Source organism: Micrococcus luteus (assembly GCF_022664405.1).
In the GTDB taxonomy this organism is placed as follows: domain Bacteria; phylum Actinomycetota; class Actinomycetes; order Actinomycetales; family Micrococcaceae; genus Micrococcus; species Micrococcus luteus.
This window is the reverse complement of sequence record NZ_JAKRLB010000013.1, coordinates 66,101-85,407: the sequence shown is the minus strand read 5'-3', so window position 1 is coordinate 85,407 and position 19,307 is coordinate 66,101. Positions and strand designations below refer to the sequence as shown.

Here is a 19,307-nt window from a genome sequence, read left to right as displayed (position 1 = left end):
GCCCTGAGGCTTTCAGCTGCTCGACCAGGTCCTGGCCCGAGGGCTCGCCTGGGTTCTTCTCGTCGATCATGGTCATGATTCTTACCGTTCCTCTCGGTACGGCTTACACAGACCATCTGACACGCCCCCTCCCGGTTCCCCGGCCTGCCGCTCCCCGAAGTCCGGCCGGTCGACATGCCCGCCTTGATCGCCGGCAAGGATCGGCTCGTCGGGTCACTGCGTGGCGAGAAGTACCTGGACCTGGCCACCGAGTACGGATGGGATCTCCACCCCGGGGACGCCACGTTCGTCGGCACACCCAGCGAGCCGGCACTGCGCGTCACCGGCCCTGACGGCACGGTGGAGACGGTCCGGGCCGCACACTACCTCATCGCCACCGGCTCCAGGCCCTGGGCGCCGCCGGTCCCCGGCCTGCAGGAGGCCGGTTACCTGACCTCGACCACCGCGATGGAACTGGACCACGTCCCGGAGTCGCTGCTGGTCATCGGCGGCGGCTACGTCGCGATGGAGCAGGCCCAGCTCTTCGCTCGGCTCGGCGTCCGGGTCACCATGCTGGTCCGCTCACGGCTGGCGTCCCAGGAAGAACCCGAGGCGTCCACCGCCCTGGATGAGATCTTCACGGACGAAGGCATCCAGATCATCCGCGGCGCGGTGCCCAGCGCGGTCCGCCGCGACCCGGCCACCGGCGAGGTCACGGTCACTGCCACCACCACTGACGGCTCACAGGAACTCCGGGCGGCCGAGGTACTCGTCGCCACCGGGCGCCGCCCGGTCACCGCCACGCTCGGTCTCGACACCGTCGACGTGCGCACCGGCGACCACGGCGAGGTGGTCGTCGACAGCCATCTGCGCAGCACCAACCCGCGCGTCTGGGCTGCCGGTGACGTCACCGCCCACCGTCAGTTCGTGTACGTCGCCGCGGCCCACGGCGCCCTCGTCGCCGACAACGCCCTCACCGGCGCCGGCCTCGAGGTCGACTACCGCCACCTGCCCCGGGTCGTGTTCACCAGCCCCGCCCTGGCCGCCGTCGGGATGACCGAACGGCAGGCCTCCGCTGCCGGGATCCGCTACGACAGCCGTGTCCTGTCACTCGCGCACGTCCCACGCGCGATCGTCAACCGCGACACCCGCGGGTTCATCAAGATGGTCACCGACGCCGACACCGGCCGCATCATCGGCATTACCGCCCTGGCCCAGGACGCCGGCGACCTCGCCGCCGCCGGGGTCTACATGCTCGAGGCCGGCATGACCACCAGCCAGGTCGCCAACCTCTGGAGCCCCTACCTGACCATGGCCGAAGGCCTCAAGCTCACCGCGCAGGCCTTCACCACCGACATCGCCAAGCTCTCCTGCTGCGCGGCGTGAACCTGCCCCGCACACAGGGACACCGATAGGGGACCGCCTCGCCCCGGGGCGCGAGACAAGAAAATGGGCGCCGATCAGCCCTACTTACTGGCACCCCTGCGTATCGGACCTGCAACCACCGGGGAGTTCAGTCGATGCAAGAACTCCCGTCCCAGGCCTATATCTGGACGTCTTCACGACCTCTACGTGCTCGACCCGACGAGGACAGCACTGGACGACGCGATGACCGCCTTGCGGCGCCGCCATGAGGCCGCGGTCCGTTTGGGCCGCGTCACCGCACCACCATGACCACGATCGTCACCACGTAAGCCGCGGCGACCAGACCGATCCCCAGCAGGGTGAGCACCACCCCGCGCCGGGCCGGCCGCTGGCCCTCGTCCGGCCCGGGGCCCTTGCCGTGCTTCGCGGCCATCGCGCGCTCCTAAGACGTTGCTCAAGCATGTGCGGCTCTCGCGAGCGGGCTTCCGTGCCGAGTGCTACCAGCTCAGGTCGTGACAGCCGTCGCTGCCGGCGCCCTCCACCTGCAAGGTGGCATGGGCGATACCGTAACGGTCGCGCAGCACCCGGCGCGCGCCGGCAAGCACGGCGCCGTGGTCCGCGCCCTGGTCAGCGACCAGGTGGGCCGTGGCCACGTTCATCCCCGACGTCAGGGTCCACAGGTGCAGGTCGTGGACCTCCTCCACCCCCTCGACCGCGTCCAGGTCACCGGCGACGTCCTCCGGGTCCACCCCTTCCGGGGCGTGCTGGCCCAGCACCGCGATCACCTGCCTGCCCAGAACCACCGCCCGGATGATGACGAAGACCGCGATGAGCGCCGCGACCACGACGTCCCAGATCGGCTGGCCGGTGAGAATGATCAGCACGCCGGCGACCATGACACCCACCGACCCGGCGGCGTCGGCGATCACCTCGTAGTAGGCGCCCTTGACGTTCAGGCTGTCCTTGGCCCCGCTGCGCAGCAGCAGCATGGAGATGATGTTGATCACCAGGCCGGCGAAGCCGACCGCGAGCATGGCGCCGGAGGCCACCTCCGGCGCGTCGCCCAGCCGGCTGATGGCCTCGACCACCACGTACACCCCGACCGCGAGCATCGCCAGCACCGCCAACGCCGAGGCGAACACCTCGGCCCGGTAGGAGCCATAGGTGCGTCGCCCCGTGGAGTCCGGCCGGCTCGCGATGCGCGTCGCCAGCAGCGCCGCACCCAGCACCACCACATCGGCAGCCATGTGCCCGGCATCCGACAGCAGCGCCAACGACCCCGACACCAGCCCCGCGACCAGCTCGATCAGGAAGAAGCCCGCCGTCAGGGCGAACGCCCCCGCCAGCCGCCGACGGTAGCGGCCACCGGCACGCCCGGTCGCCGGGGCATGGCTGTGTCCCGCCCCCATCAGCCCTGCCCCTCGTGGCGGGCGTGCTCACGGGAGACGTCCAGCAGCATCCGCACATGCCCGTCAGCGAGGCGGTAGTACACCATCCGCCCCTCCCGGCGGTTCTCGACCACCCCAGCGGTACGCAGCACCCGCAGCACCTGGGACACCGACGCCTCCGCGACATCGACCGACGCCGCCAGGTCACACACGCACAGCTCGCCGGCCTCCAGCAACGCATACAGCGCCCGGGCACGGCGCGGGTCCCCCAGGAGCTTGAACAGCCCGGCCAACCTGCCGGCCTCGCGCTCGTCGGGGATCCTCTCCCGGGTCAGCGCCACCTTCTCCGGATGGACGGCGGTGACCTGACACGAATCCAACGGCGTCACACTCATGCCACGACCATACACCTATGCAGATATCAGCAGCGGGAGCCACACACGAGAGGTCAGCAGGTTCTGTATGGTCAGCGCATGCTGACTATTGCTTCGCGGCTGGACGTGATGAACCGGCTGGGCCGGGCGATGGCCGACCCGACCCGCTCCCGCATCCTCATGACACTCCTCGAGGGCCCGAGCTACCCGGCGGTACTCGCCCGCGACCTAGGGCGTGTCTGAGAATAGATGCACGAGTCAGCTGAGACCCTGGGGACATGTCCCGGTTCCAGATGCTCTCCGACGCCCAATGGGAGTTGATCGCCCCGATGCTCCCGACCCGGACCGGCCGCGCCGGCAGGCCGTTCGCCGACGCCCGCACCATGGTGGAGGCGATCATCTACCGGTACCGGTGCGGAATCGCTTGGAGGGATCTGCCCGAGGTCTACGGGCCCTGGCAGACCGTGTGGACCTGGCATCGGCGCTTGGCTGAAGAGGGCACATGGGACACGGTGCTGGCCACGCTGACCGCCGCCGCTGACGCCGAAGGCCTGATCGATTGGTCGGTCTCGGTGGACTCCACGATCGCCCGCGCCCACCAGCACGCGACGAGCATCACCCGCCACACAGGGGGATGGATCGAACTACAAGAATCCGCGTGAGGAGCCGGCCGATCACGGCATCGGGCGCTCCCGTGGCGGGCTGAGCACGAAGATCCATCAGCTCGTCGATGGGACCGGACTGCCGCTGGTCAGCCTGATCACCCCCGGCCAGGCAGGGGACTCCCCGATGCTGCTTCCTCTTCTGGCGCAGCTGCGCGTGACCCGGCCAGTAGGGCGGCCCCGGACCCGCCCCGAGGCCGTGCTGGGCGATAAGGCGTACTCCTCCCGGGCGATCCGCACCCACCTACGCGCCCGTGGGATCAAAGCGGTCATCCCCGAACCGGCCGACCAGCAGGGCCACCGCAGACGGCGCGGTGCCCGCGGCGGGCGCCCCGTCAGCCTCGACGTGGACGCCTACAAGGGCCGCAACGTCATCGAGCGTCAGTACGCTCACCTGAAGCAGTGGCGGGGTCTGGCGACCCGGTATGACAAGTACGCGATCATCTACAGGGCCGCTGTGGTCCTGAATGCTGTGATCGCATGGTCCAAACGATTGTCAGACATGCCCTAGGGCTTCGATGACCGCGGCCTGGCTGGGCGTTGCCGGGTTCGTGGCGGCCTCTCGACGCACCGCGTCGCGGATCGCTTCGGGCACTCGCACGTTCAGGGCCACGGTCGGCGCCCCACGCCGCGCCAGGGGCGCATACCCACCGGCCGGGTCCGAGGTCGTTGCCGGTTCTGCGGGGATCACCGCTCCGGGAGCCGGGGTCTGGGGGGCCGGGGTGGGCTTGCGTCGCTGTGCTCGCAGACTCAGGTCGGGCTCAAGCTGCTTCTCGTTCATGCGGTGATCCTTTCGAAGATGAGGCCGGCCAGGTCGGCGTAGGCGGAGGCGACGGGTTCGCGCTTCTCATAGTGGCCCAGCCAGTCGCAGGCCAGACGTGCACCGGGGACGATGGAGCGGGCCGGCACCAGGGGGGTGAGCAGCAGCCCGGTCTCGCGCAGCTCCCAGCAGGGCCATGGACTGTTTGAACGCGGCCACGCTGCGGCAGGCTCCGTGCACCCCGACGCAGTCGTCCGAGGCGGGGCGGGCCGCATAGATCACCCGTCTGCGGCGGTGAACGCGTTGGGGGTCAACGGCCCGCCCTGACGGTCGGGGCAGTGGACGACGAGCTGTGGATGCCGCGAGCGAGACGAAGGGCGGGGGCTTCGCGTCTCCGCCTCTATCGTCGGGTCCCCGCGCCCTCCGGCCGACCCCATCCATGACGGCGCGGGGCTGCCGGCGTTCCGGACGGGCCCGGTTGACCGGCCTGCGATCACCCCACCGGCCCCGGGGACAGGGTCCACGTCGAGAGCAGCCGACCCAGCAGGCAGCCCCGCCCGGCCACCCTCAGTCCCGTGGCGTGACCGAGCGCAGCGCGAGCTCGGTGAGGACGGCCGCCTCGAGGGCCTCGCGTCCCTTGTCCTCTCGGGATCCGGGCAGGCCCGCCCGGTCGCGGGCCTGCTGCTCGGTGTCCACGGTGAGCACGCCGAAGCCCACGGGAACGCCGGTGCGCACCGAGACCTCCGTCACGCCCTGGGTCACGGACTGGCACACGTAGTCGAAGTGCGGGGTGTCCCCGCGCACCACGACGCCCAGGACCACGACGACGTCGAATCGCTCCGCCAGCCGCGCCGCGGCGACGGTGAGCTCGACGGTGCCGGGCACGCGCACGAGCACGGGTTCCAGGCCCAAATCCGCCGCGGCGGCCTGCGCCCCGGCGATCAGCCCGTCCATGATCTCCGTGTGCCACTGGGCGGCGACGATCGCCACGTTCAGGCCGCTCGCAGCGGCGGGGTCGGGGGTGAAGGTCGGGGCTCCGGCGCCGCTCATGGGGTGTCCTCCTGGTGGGTGGGGTGGGTCGGGTCGGTGGTCGGGTCATCGGCCGGCGTGGCGGGGCCGCCGGTGGCCGTCGGCGGTTCGAGCACGCGGTCCGCCAGGGCGTGGGCCATGCGGTCCCGCTTGGTGCGCAGGTAGACGACGTTGTGCTCGGTGACGGGCGTGGGGGCCGGGACACGCTCGACGACGTCGATGCCGGCCGCCCGCAGCCCCGCGACCTTCGCGGGGTTGTTGGTGACCAGGCGGATGCGCCGATGGCCGGCGGCCGTGAGGACGGCGGCGGCCCCGGCCCAGTCGCGCGCCTCGGCGGGCAGACCGAGGGCGAGGTTGGCCTCGACGGTGTCCATCCCCTCCTCCTGGAGCCGGTAGGCGCGGATCTTGTTGGCCAGGCCGATGCCGCGTCCTTCGTGGCCCCGGAGGTAGAGGACGGCGCCGCCCTCGGCCGCCGCGCGGGCCAGGGCGTCCTCGAGCTGGGGGCCGCAGTCGCAGCGCAGGGAGCCGAGCACGTCGCCGGTGAGGCACTCCGAGTGCACGCGGACGGTGAGGGGACGCTCCGGGTCGGTCTCCCCCGCCACGAGCAGCAGGTGCTCAGCCCCGGTCTCGGCGTCCACGTGCACGCTCACGCGGAACAGGCCGTGCCGGGTCGGCAGGGTGGCCTCGGCGGGGACGGCGGTCAGGGTCGGCGTCGTCTCCTCCAGGTGGGCCACGAGGTCCTCGATGGAGATGAGCACGAGGCCGTGCTCATCGGAGAACTCCCGCAGGGCGGGCAGGCGCATCATGGTGCCGTCGTCGTGGACGAGCTCGGCGATGGCGGCCACGGGCGCGACGCCGGCCAGGCGGCACAGCTCGACGCCGGCCTCGGTGTGGCCGCGGCGGGCCCGGACGCCGCCGGGGACGGCGCGCAGGGGGAACACGTGACCGGGCCGGGTCAGGTCACCGGGGGCGGCACCGGGGTCGGCGAGCACGCGGAGGGTGCGGGTGCGGTCGGCGGCGGAGATGCCGGTGGTGACGCCGGCGGCGGCGTCCACGCTCACGGTGTAGGCGGTCCCCTTGGGGTCCTCGTTGACGGTGGTCATGGGCGGCAGGGCCAGGCGGTCGGCCAGGCCGGCCGGCAGGGGCGCGCAGATGACGCCCGAGGTGTGGCGGACGGTGAAGGCGGTGACCTCGTCGGTGGCCAGGGCGGCCGCGTAGATCAGGTCGCCCTCGTTCTCGCGGTCGGCGTCGTCCACGACGACGACGGGCCGGCCGGCGGCGATCGCGGCGATCGCCGCGGGGACGGGGTCCAGACGGATGTGCTCGCTCACGGGCGGGCCTCCTCGGTGGGTGCGGCGGGGGCGGACGGGATGAGCGCGAGACGCTCGGCGTACCGGGCGAGCACGTCGGTCTCGAGGTTGACGCGGTCGCCCGGCCGCAGGGCGCCCAGGGTGGTGGCCTCGAGCGTGGCCGGGATGATGCCGACCTCGAACCAGTGCGCGGCCGCGCCCGGGTCGGAGACGGCGGTGACGGTGAGGGAGACGCCCTGCAGGGCGATGGCCCCCTGCGCGGGGACGTAACGCGCCAGGCGGGCGGGCAGGCCGATGCGCAGGGTGGTCCAGGCCCCGTGCGGGGTGACCGCGAGGACCTGGCCGGTCCCGTCCACGTGGCCCTGGACCACGTGCCCGTCCAGGTGGTCGGTGGGGCGCAGACAGCGCTCGAGGTTGACCCGGTCCCCCGGGGCGCGGTCGCCGAGGCTGGTCATCCGCAGCGTCTGGCCCATGAGGTCGGCACGGAACACGCCGGGGCGCCCCGTGGGCTCGTCGAGGGCCGTGAGGCACACGCCGTCGACGGCGAGCGAGCCGCCGGCGGGCAGCCCGTCGAGGGCGCCGCCGGCGTCGAGGGTCAGCAGGGCGGTGTCGGCGGCCGCGTCGTGCTCGAGGGCGACGACGGTGCCGAGATGGGTGACGATGCCGGTGAACACTCAGTCCTCCTGGAAACGGGTCGGGGCGGGGGCGGTGGGCAGGCGCGGGGCCGGCACGGGGCTCAGGTGGGTCCAGACGTCGTCCCCGAGGGCACGGACGGGGCCACCCTCCGCGGGGTCGGGGTGCCAGCGCAGTGCCTCGGACAGCGTGGCGACGTCCAGGCCGGCGACGGCGGCGCGGCCCGGGCCGAGCAGCAGGGGCGCGGTGTAGACCATGAGCTCGTCCACGAGGCCGGCGCGCAGCCACGCGCCGAGCACGCGGGGCCCGCCCTCGATGAGCACGTGCTCGGCACGGCGGCCGTGGGGCCAGGGCCCGGGATGGGCGGCGAGCGCGGCGAGGACGGCGTGCGGGTCGTGGTCGAGGACCTCCAGCACCACCGGGTGGGTGCGCAGGGCGGCGCCGTCGGGCACGGGCCGGTGACCCTGGACGACGGGCACGGGCTGGTGCGCGAGTTCGGCGCCGACGGCGTCACGGGCGGTGAGGCGGGGGTCGTCGGCCAGGACGGTCCCCGTGCCGACGACGATGGCGTCGACGCGGGAGCGCACCTCGTGGGCGTGGACGCGGGAGTCCGGGCCGGTGATCCACTGGCTCGTGCCGTCGGCGGCCGCGGCGTGGCCGTCGAGGGACTGAGCGAGGTGCCCGGTCACCCACGGACGGCCTGCGTCGCGGACCTCGCGCCAGCGGGCGGTGAGCGTGAGGGCGGCCGTCTCGCCGGTGGGGCCGGTGACGTGCACCCCGTGCGCGGCGAGGCGGGCCGCGCCGCCGCCGTCGTGACCGGTGGGGTCCGCGACGGCGTAGCGCAGTGCGCCGATCTCCGCGTCCAGGACGGCCTGGGAGCAGGGGCCGGTGCTGCCGGTGTGGTCGCAGGGCTCGAGGGTGACGTGCAGCGTCAGGCCGGCGGGGTCGAGGGCGGCCAGGGCCGGATCCGCGGCGCGGGCGGCCCGCCAGCGGGCGAGGGCGTCGACCTCGGCGTGGGCGGTCCCCCGTCCGCGGTGGTGGCCGACGGCCAGGACGCGGCCGGCCTCGTCGGTCAGGACGGCCCCGACGAGGGGGTTGGCGCCGCGCACACCGCGCAGCGCGGCGTGGACGGCGAGGTCCATGGGGTCGGCGGGCGGGGTCTCGGCGGCGCTCATCGGGCGACGTCCCCCTCGGGGCCGTCGGGCAGCAGCGTCTCCACGGCGGGCTTGTCCCGGTCTGTGGCGCGCAGCCACACGAAGAAGCCGATCAGGGTGAAGGCGCCGTAGAAGGCGTACATCACGGCCGAGGCGTAGTAGCCGGTGCTCCACAGCAGGGGCACGCCGACGACGTCCACGGCCACCCAGATCAGCCAGAACTCCACCCAGCCGCGCGCCATGCCGTAGGTCGCCAGCAGCGATCCCACGAACGTCCAGGCGTCCGCCCACACCGGCTCCCACGAACCCAGGGCGCGGAACACGGGGGTGAGGGCGACGGTGCCGACCGCCATGGCCGTCACGAGGAACACGCGCCCGCGCCAGCCGGCCCACTCCGGGGTGATGGCGGGAGCGTCCTCGGCGTGGCCCCGGCGGGCCTGACGCCAGCGCGCCCAGCCGTAGACGGAGACGGCGATGAACATGACCTGTCGGCCGGCCTGGCCGAGCAGGGTGGCGTGATCGGCCCCCGTGAACAGGGAGGCGAGGAAGACCGTCAGCAGGATGAGGTTGCCGAGGATGCCCACGGGCCAGGCCCAGACCCTGCGCGCCATGCCGCCCAGGGCGGAGGCGAGGCCGAAGACGTTGCCCAGCACCTCGCGCATGAGCAGGCCCCCGCCGGCGACCGGGATGGTCCAGTTGAAGGCGTCCACTAACCAGTCCATGACCGTGACGCCACCTCCTCGGATCGGGACTCCGAGGGGTGCGCTCCGCAGCCCTCCCGCGCAGGGCGCGGAACGGCTCCGCCGCGTGCCTCTCCCATCCCGACTGTACGGTCGGCACCGGAATTCCACCGGTCAGGCCGCCCGGCACCGCCTCGGATGAGGACGGGCCGCGCGGTTAGCGGGCTGTCACCGCCGGTGCGGACTTCCACCGCATCTCGGAGCACGTTGCTGTCCAGCAGTATCGCACGCCCGGCCGGCCGCGCATGCCGGACGTCACCGGGCGACGTCCGGCGCGGCGGCCGGGCGACCGCGTCGCCGGGCTCAGTGGCAGGCGCGGGCGGCGGCGGTGCGCAGGCCGACGAGCGCGGCGTCGGGGTCCTCGGCGCCGAACACCGCGGAGCCGGCCACGAACACGTCGGCCCCGGCCTCGGCCGCGCGTTCGATGGTCTCCCGGTTCACGCCGCCGTCGACCTGGAGGGCCAGCGGGGCGGGCCCGCCGTCGAGGGCGCGGCGGGCCCGGCGGATCTTCGGCAGCACGACGTCGAGGAACGCCTGCCCCCCGAAGCCGGGCTCCACGGTCATCAGCAGGAGCATGTCCAGCTCCGGGAGCATGTCCAGGTAGGGCTCGACCGCGGTCGTCGGCCGCAGCGCCATGCCGGCCTTCGCTCCGGCCGCGCGCAGCTCGCGGGCCAGTCGGACGGGCGCCGCCGACGCCTCGGCGTGGAAGGTCACGGACTCGGCCCCCGCCTCCGCGTAGCCGGGCGCCCAGCGGTCGGCGTCCTCGATCATCAGGTGGAGGTCCAGCGGCAGGTCCGTGGCGCGTCGGATCGCCTCGACCACGGGCAGGCCGAGGGTGAGGTTCGGGACGAAGTGGTTGTCCATGACGTCCACGTGCACCGCGTCTGCGCTGGGGATGCGGGCCAGCTCGTCGGCGAGGCGGGCGAAGTCCGCGGACAGGATCGAGGGGTGCAGGCGCGGGGCGCGGGCGGTCATGGGCGGGTCCTCTCGGTCAGGCGCCGGGGGCGCGCAGCAGGGCCAGGAACATGGCGTCGGTGCCGTGCCGGTGCGGCCAGAGCTGGGCCGTGCGGGCGACCACATCGGCCGGCTCCGGCGCGCCGGCGGGTTCGGCCTCGTCCAGGCGCAGGTCGTCGAGCGCGACGGTGTCGAGGGCGGTGCGGGCGTCGAGCAGCTCCAGCTCGGGGTGGCGGCGCACGAGGTCCTGGACCTGGACGACGGTCTCCGCGACGTGCGGGGAGCAAGTGACATAGGCGAGCACGCCGCCGGGGGCGAGGACGGAGACCGCCGCGTCGAGCAGCTCGGCCTGCAGGCCGGTGAGCTCGGCGAGGTCGGCCGGGGTGCGGCGCCAGCGCGACTCGGGTCGGCGGCGCAGCGCACCGAGGCCGGTGCAGGGGGCGTCCACGAGGACGCGGTCGAACGCCGGGGCCGCCTCGGGGGCGTCGGCGATCGTGCGGCCGTCCCCGGCCCGGACGGTCCAGGCTCCGGCGGGCACGGCGGCGAGTGCCTGCCGGACGAGGTCGGCGCGGTGCGGGGCGACCTCGTTGGCCACGAGCGTCGCACCCCGCTCGGCGGCGAGGGCGGCCAGCAGGGCCGCCTTGCCGCCGGGGCCGGCGCACAGGTCGAGCCAGCGCTCGGCCCGCCCCTCGGCCGCGGGGACGGGTGCCTGGGCCAGGGCGCGGGCGGTGAGCTGGGAGCCGGCGTCCTGGACGCGGAGCACGCCCTCGCGCACCCCGGGCAGACGGCCGGCGTCGCCGCCGGAGTGCAGGGCGGAGTCCGGGGCCAGCGGCCCGGGTTCGGCGCCGTCGTCGAGGGCCGCGGCGAGCGCCTCGGCCCCACCGGCCACGGGCAGGGCGACGAGGTTGACCACGGGCGGGGCGTTGTCCGCCTCGAGCAGGGCGGCCAGCTCGGCGTCGCGGTCGGCGATGTGGCGGGTGCCGCGGTGAGCGGCCAGGGCCTGGCGCAGCGCGCGGACGATCCACACGGGGTGCGAGGTGCGGACGGCCAGGGCGGCGTCGCCGCCGTCGGCGGGGGCGACGTCGGCCAGCCACTCCTCGAGGGGGCGTTCGGCAACCCGACGCAGCACCGCGTTCACGAACCCGGAGGCGCCGGCCCCGATCTCGGCGCGCACGAGGGAGACGGTGGCGTCGAGGGCGGCGTGGGCGGGCACGCGCATGCCCAGCAGCTGGTGGGCGCCGAGCCGCAGGGCGTCGAGCACGGGTGGGTCGATCTGCTCGAGCGGGCGGTCCACGCAGCGGGTCAGGATCGCGTCGTACAGGCCGAGCCCGCGCAGGGTGCCGTAGGCGAGTTCGGTGGCGAAGCCGGCGTCGCGCCGGTCGAGGCGGGCCTGGCGGATGCGCGCCGGGAGGACCAGGTTCGCGTACGCGTCCTCGGCGTGGACGGAGCGGACCACCCCGAACGCGACGCGGCGCGCCGGGTCGGCGGTGCGGGAGCGCTGCGACGGCGCCTGCGCCGAGTACTTCCGTCCGGCGCCGGAGCGACCCCGGTTGCGGGTGCGCCCCTGCGCATCCCGGCGGTCCTGGGGGTCTGGCCGGGGTGCGCGGCCGCGTTCTCCGCGGGCCCCTCGCTCGCCCCGGCCCTGTCCTGGCTGTCTCTCGCGGCTCATGCGCGTGCCTCCTCGTCCTGTTCCGTGGCGTTCCGCGCGGCCTGGCGTGCCGCGGCCCGGGCGGCGGCCTCCCGGCGGGCCTGTTCTTCGTGGTGGGCGAGCGCCTCCCCGGCCAGCAGCGCGGCCCCGGCGGCGGCGCCGCGCGCCCAGTCGGCGGCCGGCATCAGCTTCCTGCCCGCCGGCTGGACTCGGGAGAGCCGGACGGCCCCGCCGGCGGTGCGCAGCCAGGCGGCCTTCGCGGCCACCAGGATCTGCCCGGGAGCCGCGGCGTCGAGTACGGAGGGCCAGCCGTCGTCGCCGGCGCGGACCGGGGCGACGCCGTCGAGCTTGAAACGGGCCGGGGCGGCGCCGTCGTCCGCGGTCAGCCAGCCCCAGGCGCCGGGCTCGGGGGTGACGCCGTTGATCCGGGCGGCCACCTCGGCCGCCGGGCGGGCGGGGTCCACCAGGCCGTCTGCGGCCGTGAGCTTCGGTGCGTGGGTGGGTTCGCCGCGCTGGGGCGTGGCCGTCGCGGTGCCGTCCGCCAGGCGGTCGAGCACGTCGATCACGAGCGGGCCGCCGCGCTCGGCGAGGTCGGTGAGCACGGTCCCGGCGGTCTCGTCGGCCGCGACGGGGCGGGTGAGTCGGGCGAAGACGGGTCCGGTGTCCAGGCCCTCTTCGAGCTGGAACACGTCGGCGGCGATCTCGGTCTCCCCTGCCATCACGGCGCGCTGGACGGGGGCGGCGCCGCGGTAGGCCGGCAGCGCGGAGAAGTGCAGGTTGAGCCAGCCGTGGCGGGGGGTCTGCAGGGCCTCGGCGGGCACGAGCGCCCCGTAGGCGACGACGACGGCCACGTCCGCCTCGAGCGCCCGGATCGCCTGGAGGGCATCGGCGCCCTCGGGTCCGCGGAGTCGGTCGGCCTTGAGCACGGGCAGGCGGGCCTCCTCGGCCACGACCGCGACCGGCGACGGGGTCAGCACCCGCCGGCGCCCGACCGGGGCGTCCGGCCGGGTGAGCACGCCGACGACCTCGTGGGGTGAGTCGAGCAGGGCGCGCAGCACGGGCACGGCGGTCTCGGGCGTGCCGGCGTAGAGCACGCGCAGGGGCGTCGGGGCGGTCATCGGGCGGCTCCTGTTCCGGCGGCGGGGGCGGCGGGGGCGCCGAAGACCGAGCTGACGGCGGCCGCGCGCGCGGCCCCGATGCGGCGAGCGGCGCGGTCCACCTCGCCGGCGCGCATGCGGCGGCGGGCCTCACGGCGTTCCTCGCCGTCGAGGCGGTCGACGTAGAGGATCCCGTCGAGGTGGTCGGTCTCGTGCTGGAGGCAGCGGGCGAGCAGGCCGGTCCCCCGGTGCTCCACCGGGTTCCCGTCCACGTCGGTGCCGCGGACGACGGCCTCCGCGGCGCGCGCCGGGTGGTAGCGCAGCCCGGGCACGGACAGACACCCCTCGCCCGGCTCCCGCAGCGCCTGCCCGGCGGTCTCGAGCACGGGATTGACCACATGCCCGGCGACGCCGGCAACGTCGAACACGAAGACCCGCAGGCCCACGCCCACCTGGGGCGCGGCCAGGCCCACGCCCCCGACGGCGTGCATCGTCTCGATCATGTCCGCCATCAGGGCGCGCACGTCCGCCCCCGCGGGCACGGGCGACGCGGCGGTGCGCAGGACGGGGTCGGGGACGGTGCGGACGGGCAGGACGGTCACGCCGTCACCCTATCGCCGCCCTCGGCGGCGGACGCCGGGCGCGACGACGACCCGTCGGGCGCCGCGTCCGGGGCGGCGTGGGAGCCGCCGCCGAACGCCGCGGCGCGCACGGCCTGCAGGCCGGTGGCCGCCGACGCCGGGACCGACGGCGGAGGCGGGCCGATGAGGCGGAGCGCGGGGCCGGCGTCGTCCACGGCCTGCGCGTGCTTCCAGACCTGGCGCAGGGCCCAGAACTTGTGCCAGTGGCGGGGCAGCACGCCAGGGTTGGCCTGGTGCACGGCGACCTCGGTCTCCCCCAGGGCGACGCCGAGCAGCATCTCGGCCTGGCCGTGTCGCCACTCCTCCCAGGTGCCGGCCTCGGGGTCCACGAGGGACTCCTCCGCCTTCAGGCCGGCGGTCAGCTGCATGACCACCTTGGGGTCGAGCGCCTTGACCCGTCCGTCCCGCCCCGTGCCCTTCGTCTTGTAGTCGATCAGACACAGCCGGCCGCCGATCCGGGCGACGAGGTCCAGGGTGCCCGCGTAGCCCACCGTGTGGTTCCAGACGGTGATCTCGGCCGCGATCGGCCGGACGTCGTAGAGGTCCCACCACTCGTCGAAGCGGTCCGCGTAGGCACCCTCACCGTGCTCGATCAGGCGCGCGCGGGCCTCCGCCATGGTGTGGGGACGGCCGAGGGCGCGCTGGGCGACCTGCTCGGCATAGTCGTGCACGCGGTCCCCGCGCTCGGCCGCGGCGTCCCGGTAGCGGGCCGCGGCGTCGGCGGACTGCCGGGCCACCTGTTTCAGGCGGGCAGCGGAGCCCACCGATTCCGCCAGGCGCGGATCCTGGGTCACGGACTGGGCCGCCATCCACCCGACCCAGCCGTCCAGGTCCGTCTTCTCCATGCCGATCACGGTGGTGATGGACGGGACCTCGGGCAGGCCCGAGAGGGAGCGCGCGTACATGCGTCCGTGGGGGGTCTGATGCGCGAGGCGTGGCTGGGTCATGGTCAGCCATTCTGGCAGGGTCCGCGGACCCCCGACGGGGTGGCCCGACACGCCTCCGGACGCCGATTTTGCATCCGGGCGGAGATGGCCTAGAGTTCTTTCTCGTTGGAAAACGCAGGTGAGCGGCTCGGACGAGCGGATCCCGGCGGCACCGACACGCGGATGTAGCTCAGTTGGCTAGAGCGCCACCTTGCCAAGGTGGAGGTCGCGAGTTCGAATCTCGTCATCCGCTCGCTCAACCTTCACCCCTGGTCGGGTGGCCGAGAGGCGAGGCAGCGGCCTGCAAAGCCGTATACGCGGGTTCGAATCCCGTCCCGACCTCGCAGGCTTCTCCGACCGGGAGTGGCGGCATGTTCACCACCTCCTCGGAGGTGGACGAGCGCGATTGGCGCAGCGGTAGCGCGCTTCCCTGACACGGAAGAGGTCACTGGTTCGAACCCAGTATCGCGCACGGAGACGATCCGTGAGGATCGACTCAGGCGGATGTAGCTCAGTTGGCTAGAGCGCCACCTTGCCAAGGTGGAGGTCGCGAGTTCGAATCTCGTCATCCGCTCCACACACGAAGGGCCCCTCCTGGCGGAGGGGCCCTTCGTCGTTCCGGGGCGTGCGGTCGGCCTCGTGCTCGGAGCACGGACGCCGACCGTCGGACGGGATCAGAGCCGCGGGCCGTCCACCCGCCAGTAGCCGCTGAACATGATCGCGCGCTTCGGTGCGATGCCGCGGCGGACGATCACCCGCCGCGCCGCCGTCGCGAGCGACTGCTCGCCGCACGTCCACACGTGGTCGCGGGGCGCGGCGGGGAGGTCCTCGAGGTGCGGCGTGAGCAGGGCGCCCGGCACGGCGTCTCCGCGGTGCAGGACCGTGAGCGTGGCGCCCTCCGGGACCTCGAGGGCGGGGACGTGGTCACGGCCGGGCACCTCCAGGACGACGTCCATCCGGCCCCCGTGCGGCGTGCGACGCTGCGCGGCGAGGGCGGCGGCGATGCTCGGGACTGCGGTCTCGTCCCCCACCACGAGGTGCGACTCCCCCGCCGCCGGCAGACGATAGGCGCCCGTCCCGGTGCGGAAGCCGGCGACGTCGCCCGGACGTGCGGTGCGCGCCCACGTGCCGGCGGGGCCCGCATGGTCGTGCACGACGACGTCGACGTCGATCTCACCGACGGAGGGCCGGTGCTCGGCGACCGTGTACCACCGCAGATCCGGCCGCACGTCCTCGGGGATCCGCCCGACCGCTCGCCGCGCATTGAGCGCCGCGGGATCGGGCATCACGAGCGCCCGCCCCGGGGGCGGGGTGAGCAGCCCGAAGTACTCGTCGCAGCCCTGCGGGGTGAACGTGCGGAACTCCTCCGCGGCGAACGTGAGACGACGCAGCCGGGGGGCGAGCAGCCACGTGGCGCGGACCGTCATGGTCCACTGCGGATACTCGTCGCGGTCAACGGGCATCGCCTGGCCGAGGGCCGCGAGCCCGCGGTAGGCCTTCATCTGCAGGGCCTCGACACGCGAGGGACGGGCGGCAGGCGGGGGGAGGACGGAGGAGCTCGTCATCCGGTCAGCATAGGTGAGCCTCACCTTTGCTGGAGTCCTCCCTTTGAATACGTCACGTCATTGTTGCGTATTTGCTTTCTTAGGTAAGGCTTTCCTACTGTGCGGGACGTCCGTGGCGCACGCCGCCCGGAGCCGACGACCCCCTCACGGAAGGCCCTCCCATGCTCCCTCGCCTGTTCGGACTCGGCGATCCCGCCGCCTACCTCGACGCCACCGGCAGGGCGGCCCGGGTGGCCGTCGACACCGCCTACGACCGCGCGGGGGTCCACCCGGACACCCCGTCGACGCACCTGGCCGACGCCGTCGGCGCCGTCGACTTCTCGCAGCCGACGGGCAGCCTCGACGACGCCCTCGCCGAGGTCGCGGAGCTCTACGCCCACCAGACCACCGCCTACCACCACCCGCGCTATGCCGCTCACCTCAACTGCCCGGTCCTGCTCTCCAGCACCGCAGCGGACACCGTGCTCGGGGCGCTCAACACGGCGGTCGAGTCCTGGGACCAGGCCCGCTCCGCGGCGCTCATGGAGCAGCGGCTCCTGGCCGAGGTCGGACGCTGGTGCGGGTTCGCCGCGGGCGACGGCGTCTTCACCTCCGGAGGGTCGGCCTCCAACCTGCAGGCCATGACGCTGGCCCGCGGCCGCGCCGTGCAGCGCCTCACCGGCCACGCCGGGCTCGCCGACCTGCCCGCCGAGGTGCTCGGCTCGCTGCGCGTCTTCGTCAGCGCCGCCACGCACTACAGCATCGCCAAGGCAGCCGGCCTGCTCGGGCTGGGTCGCCACGCCGTGGTCGTCGTCCCCACCGACGCCGCCGGGCGTCTGGACCCCGGGGCCCTGGCCGAGGCGGTCGAACGTGAGGTGGCCGCCGGTGCCGTGCCGATGGCCGTCGTCGCGACGCTGGGGACCACCGACCGCGGCGCCATCGACCCGCTGCCGGCCATCGCCGACGTCGCCGAACGCCACGGGATGTGGGTCCATGCGGACGCGGCCGTGGGCGGGATCCTCGCCGCGAGCGCGGCGACGCGCCACGAGCTGCCGGGGCTGCACCGTGCGGACTCGGTGACGATGGACTTCCACAAGACGTTCTACGTGGGGCTGGCCTGCAGCGCGCTGGTGGTGCGGGACGCCGAGAGCCTGCGCCATGTGACGGTGCATGCGGACTACCTGAACCCGGAGGACAGCGTCCATCCGAACCTGGCGGATCGGTCCTTGCAGACGAGCCGCCGGTTCGACTCGCTCAAGCTGTGGCTGACGCTGCGTGAGCATGGGGCCGAGGCGGTGGTGTCCCTGTTCGCGGGGGCGCGCGAACGCACGCGGCAGGCGTGCGGGATCCTGCGGGCCCGGCCGACGTTCGCGGTGCTGGAGGATCCGACGCTGGTGACAGTGCTGTTCCGGGTGCGGGCCGAGGGACTGTCGGAGGAGGAGTGCACGGCGGTGCAGGCGGCGACGCACCGGGAGCTGGTGGCCGGCGGGCGCGCGCTGATCGCGACGACAGTGGTGGACGGGGTGCCCCATCTGAAGTTCACGATCCTGAACCCCGCGGTCACCTCGGGCGAGCTGGAGGAGCTGGTCGACGTCGTGGAGGAGGCGGCGCTGCGGCACGTCGACGCGGTGCGGGCGAGCCGTCATCGGTGTCGCGGGGTGGCGCGGACCCGTCCGCATGGCCCGTCGGTCGCCGTGTCCTGCACGCTCCCCGCTTCGGCGGGGCCACGTCCGTCCGCGGCGCGCGTGGACGAGCACGGAGAGCAGGTGTGCGCATGAGCCCGGCGTCCACGTCCCCCCGCCGCGTGCTCGCGATCGGGCTGGGCCCGTTCAACCTGAGCCTGGCCGCGCTGGCCCACCCGCTGCCCGACGTCGAGGTGGAGGTGGTGGAGAGCCGCGACGCGTTCGTGTGGCACCCGGGCATGATGCTGCCGGGCGCGCAGATCCAGGTGCCGTTCCTCGCGGACCTGGTGACGTTCGCGGACCCGACCTCCCCGTACTCGTTCCTGGCGTATCTCAAGGCGATGGGCCGGCTGCACCGCTTCTACATCCGGGGTTCCTGGTACCCGCTGCGGCGGGAGTTCTCGGACTACTGCGCGTGGGTGGCAGCCCAGCTGCCCGGCATCGCCTACGCGACCACGGTGACGGCGGTGCGGTGGGACGATCAGGCGGACGAGTTCGTGGTGGAGGCGGCCTCCGCGGCCGGGACCAGCACGCACCGGGCCGACCACGTGGTGGTGGGCACGGGCACGGTGCCGTCCCTGCCCGCGCCGCTCGCGCGCGTCGCGGAGGAGTCGGCCCGGGTCGGCGCGTCCCCCGTGGTGCACACGGGTGAGTACATGGGCCGTCGCGAGGACATCGCCGGGGCCGGGTCGGTCCTGGTGGTGGGCAGCGGCCAGTCGGCGGCGGAGTGCGCCCTGGACCTGCTGAACGCGGGCCACCCGGACCTCACGTGGGTCACGCGCTCACCCCGGTTCTTCGGCATGGAGGTCGGCCAGCTCACGCTCGAGCTGACCTCGCTGGACTATGAGCGGCACTTCGCCACTCTGCCCCGGGCGCGGCGGGATGAGATCAACGCATCCCACCGGTCCCTGTACAAGGGGATCAGCGAGTACACGATCGAGGACGTCTACCACGCGCTGTACGAGCGCCAGGTGGGTCCGCTGGACCCGGCCCGGCTGTGGCCGGGCACGTCGGTGGCGGACGCCCGCCTGGTCGCGGGCCCGGGTGCGCCCCGGGTGGAGGTCACCCTGCGCGACGAGGAGACCGGGGTGACCGGGGGGCGCGTGGTGGACCGTGTCGTCGCGGGCACGGGCTACCGCCACCCGGACCATCCGTTCCTGGAGCCGGTGCGGCACCTGCTGCGCGCGGAGGACGGTCGGACGACGGCGAACGCGGACCACGCGATCGACGTGAGCGGCCGCCGGATCTTCGTGCACAACACCGCCGAACAGCCCCTGGGTCTCACCGGCCCGGACCTGGGCATGGCGGCGGAGCACAGCGGCCGCATCCTCAGCACGATCGCCGGCCGTGAGGTCTACGCGCAGGCCGAGTCGATCGCGTTCCAGGACTTCGGTGCCGTCGCGGCGGGCGTCCGGTGAGCG

Annotated in this window: 19 protein-coding genes, 4 tRNA genes, 2 pseudogenes and 1 riboswitch; of the genes and pseudogenes, 9 read left to right on the top strand and 16 right to left on the bottom strand. The window is 74.1% G+C overall.

Annotated elements, in window-relative coordinates; translation table 11 throughout:
* Positions 1 to 123 precede the first annotated feature (123 nt).
* Positions 124 to 1,365 (top strand): annotated as a pseudogene (gene merA / locus MF605_RS07570) (mercury(II) reductase); the annotation flags it as partial.
* A 271-nt stretch (positions 1,366 to 1,636) separates the two neighbouring features.
* Here the strand turns inward: merA and MF605_RS07565 are convergent.
* From MF605_RS07565 to MF605_RS07555, 3 genes are all read right to left on the bottom strand, one after another.
* Positions 1,637 to 1,777 (bottom strand): hypothetical protein, encoded by a 141-nt coding sequence (locus MF605_RS07565; RefSeq protein ID WP_165381393.1) that lies wholly within the window; start codon positions 1,775 to 1,777, stop codon positions 1,637 to 1,639.
* A gap of 64 nt (positions 1,778 to 1,841) precedes the next feature.
* The gene (locus MF605_RS07560) at positions 1,842 to 2,753 is read right to left on the bottom strand and encodes a cation diffusion facilitator family transporter (protein ID WP_134416934.1); all 912 of its coding nucleotides are present in this window, start codon (positions 2,751 to 2,753) and stop codon (positions 1,842 to 1,844) included.
* Entirely contained in the window at positions 2,753 to 3,127 is a 375-nt protein-coding gene (locus MF605_RS07555) for an ArsR/SmtB family transcription factor (RefSeq protein ID WP_044659923.1), read from the bottom strand. The genes MF605_RS07560 and MF605_RS07555 overlap by 1 nt, the downstream gene beginning before the upstream one ends.
* Positions 3,128 to 3,205: 78 nt before the next feature.
* Between MF605_RS07555 and MF605_RS07550 the strand changes: the two are divergent.
* Together MF605_RS07550 and MF605_RS07545 are read left to right on the top strand one after the other, a co-directional pair.
* A pseudogene (locus MF605_RS07550) lies at positions 3,206 to 3,337 on the top strand (ArsR family transcriptional regulator); the annotation flags it as partial.
* Between the two features lie 47 nt (positions 3,338 to 3,384).
* Positions 3,385 to 4,279 (top strand): IS5 family transposase gene (locus MF605_RS07545; protein WP_134416935.1). Its coding sequence is split into 2 segments (ribosomal slippage): positions 3,385 to 3,741 and positions 3,743 to 4,279, totalling 894 coding nucleotides; the frame shifts between segments, so codons are not numbered across the junction.
* Here MF605_RS07545 and MF605_RS07540 read toward each other — a convergent pair.
* The 12 genes from MF605_RS07540 to MF605_RS07490 all read right to left on the bottom strand — a co-directional run bounded on the left by MF605_RS07540 (position 4,265) and on the right by MF605_RS07490 (position 14,681).
* Entirely contained in the window at positions 4,265 to 4,549 is a 285-nt protein-coding gene (locus MF605_RS07540) for a hypothetical protein (protein WP_080696003.1), read from the bottom strand. The two genes, MF605_RS07545 and MF605_RS07540, sit on opposite strands and share 15 nt — an antisense overlap.
* The gene (locus tag MF605_RS12005) at positions 4,546 to 4,677 is read right to left on the bottom strand and encodes a hypothetical protein (protein WP_020624531.1); all 132 of its coding nucleotides are present in this window, start codon (positions 4,675 to 4,677) and stop codon (positions 4,546 to 4,548) included. Before MF605_RS12005 ends, MF605_RS07540 begins: the two co-directional genes overlap by 4 nt.
* Before the next feature lie 418 nt (positions 4,678 to 5,095).
* A complete protein-coding gene (ribH, locus tag MF605_RS07535; RefSeq protein WP_020624532.1) occupies positions 5,096 to 5,578 on the bottom strand; it encodes a 6,7-dimethyl-8-ribityllumazine synthase in 483 nt (160 codons plus the stop codon).
* Positions 5,575 to 6,888, bottom strand: a complete 1,314-nt coding sequence (locus MF605_RS07530) for a bifunctional 3,4-dihydroxy-2-butanone-4-phosphate synthase/GTP cyclohydrolase II (protein ID WP_020624533.1) — start codon at positions 6,886 to 6,888, stop codon at positions 5,575 to 5,577. The genes ribH and MF605_RS07530 overlap by 4 nt, the downstream gene beginning before the upstream one ends.
* Positions 6,885 to 7,541 (bottom strand): riboflavin synthase, encoded by a 657-nt coding sequence (locus tag MF605_RS07525; protein WP_036341523.1) that lies wholly within the window; start codon positions 7,539 to 7,541, stop codon positions 6,885 to 6,887. Before MF605_RS07525 ends, MF605_RS07530 begins: the two co-directional genes overlap by 4 nt.
* Positions 7,542 to 8,675, bottom strand: coding sequence for a bifunctional diaminohydroxyphosphoribosylaminopyrimidine deaminase/5-amino-6-(5-phosphoribosylamino)uracil reductase RibD (gene ribD / locus MF605_RS07520; RefSeq protein ID WP_041102755.1), 1,134 nt, complete (start codon positions 8,673 to 8,675; stop codon positions 7,542 to 7,544).
* Positions 8,672 to 9,376: a nicotinamide riboside transporter PnuC gene (pnuC, locus tag MF605_RS07515; protein ID WP_004167571.1), complete on the bottom strand. Its 705-nt coding sequence runs from the start codon at positions 9,374 to 9,376 to the stop codon at positions 8,672 to 8,674. The genes ribD and pnuC overlap by 4 nt, the downstream gene beginning before the upstream one ends.
* Before the next feature lie 82 nt (positions 9,377 to 9,458).
* Positions 9,459 to 9,603, bottom strand: a riboswitch (FMN riboswitch).
* A 94-nt stretch (positions 9,604 to 9,697) separates the two neighbouring features.
* Entirely contained in the window at positions 9,698 to 10,369 is a 672-nt protein-coding gene (gene rpe / locus MF605_RS07510; protein ID WP_036340795.1) for a ribulose-phosphate 3-epimerase, read from the bottom strand.
* Between the two features lie 16 nt (positions 10,370 to 10,385).
* The gene (locus MF605_RS07505) at positions 10,386 to 12,017 is read right to left on the bottom strand and encodes an RsmB/NOP family class I SAM-dependent RNA methyltransferase (RefSeq protein WP_134416936.1); all 1,632 of its coding nucleotides are present in this window, start codon (positions 12,015 to 12,017) and stop codon (positions 10,386 to 10,388) included.
* Positions 12,014 to 13,114, bottom strand: coding sequence for a methionyl-tRNA formyltransferase (locus MF605_RS07500; RefSeq protein WP_134416937.1), 1,101 nt, complete (start codon positions 13,112 to 13,114; stop codon positions 12,014 to 12,016). Before MF605_RS07500 ends, MF605_RS07505 begins: the two co-directional genes overlap by 4 nt.
* Complete coding sequence (def, locus tag MF605_RS07495; RefSeq protein ID WP_073115354.1) at positions 13,111 to 13,695, bottom strand: peptide deformylase; 585 nt, start codon at positions 13,693 to 13,695, stop codon at positions 13,111 to 13,113. Before def ends, MF605_RS07500 begins: the two co-directional genes overlap by 4 nt.
* The gene (locus tag MF605_RS07490) at positions 13,692 to 14,681 is read right to left on the bottom strand and encodes a PD-(D/E)XK nuclease family protein (RefSeq protein WP_073115356.1); all 990 of its coding nucleotides are present in this window, start codon (positions 14,679 to 14,681) and stop codon (positions 13,692 to 13,694) included. The genes def and MF605_RS07490 overlap by 4 nt, the downstream gene beginning before the upstream one ends.
* Positions 14,682 to 14,839: 158 nt before the next feature.
* Between MF605_RS07490 and MF605_RS07485 the strand changes: the two genes are divergently transcribed.
* The 4 genes from MF605_RS07485 (at position 14,840) to MF605_RS07470 (ending at position 15,237) form a co-directional block, all read left to right on the top strand.
* Positions 14,840 to 14,913, top strand: a tRNA-Gly gene (locus tag MF605_RS07485).
* Positions 14,914 to 14,931: 18 nt separating this feature from the next.
* Positions 14,932 to 15,002: transfer RNA gene (locus MF605_RS07480), tRNA-Cys, on the top strand.
* A gap of 58 nt (positions 15,003 to 15,060) precedes the next feature.
* Positions 15,061 to 15,132: transfer RNA gene (locus MF605_RS07475), tRNA-Val, on the top strand.
* Positions 15,133 to 15,160: 28 nt separating this feature from the next.
* Positions 15,161 to 15,237 (top strand) — tRNA-Gly (locus MF605_RS07470).
* A 97-nt stretch (positions 15,238 to 15,334) separates the two neighbouring features.
* On the opposite strand, the gene MF605_RS07465 is transcribed toward MF605_RS07470, so the two are convergent.
* Positions 15,335 to 16,225, bottom strand: coding sequence for a siderophore-interacting protein (locus MF605_RS07465; RefSeq protein ID WP_123244425.1), 891 nt, complete (start codon positions 16,223 to 16,225; stop codon positions 15,335 to 15,337).
* Between the two features lie 161 nt (positions 16,226 to 16,386).
* On the opposite strand from MF605_RS07465, the gene MF605_RS07460 reads away from it, so the two are divergent.
* Complete coding sequence (locus MF605_RS07460; protein WP_070708689.1) at positions 16,387 to 17,982, top strand: pyridoxal phosphate-dependent decarboxylase family protein; 1,596 nt, start codon at positions 16,387 to 16,389, stop codon at positions 17,980 to 17,982.
* Entirely contained in the window at positions 17,979 to 19,304 is a 1,326-nt protein-coding gene (locus MF605_RS07455) for a lysine N(6)-hydroxylase/L-ornithine N(5)-oxygenase family protein (RefSeq protein ID WP_134416938.1), read from the top strand. The genes MF605_RS07460 and MF605_RS07455 overlap by 4 nt, the downstream gene beginning before the upstream one ends.
* Positions 19,305 to 19,307 lie beyond the last annotated feature (3 nt).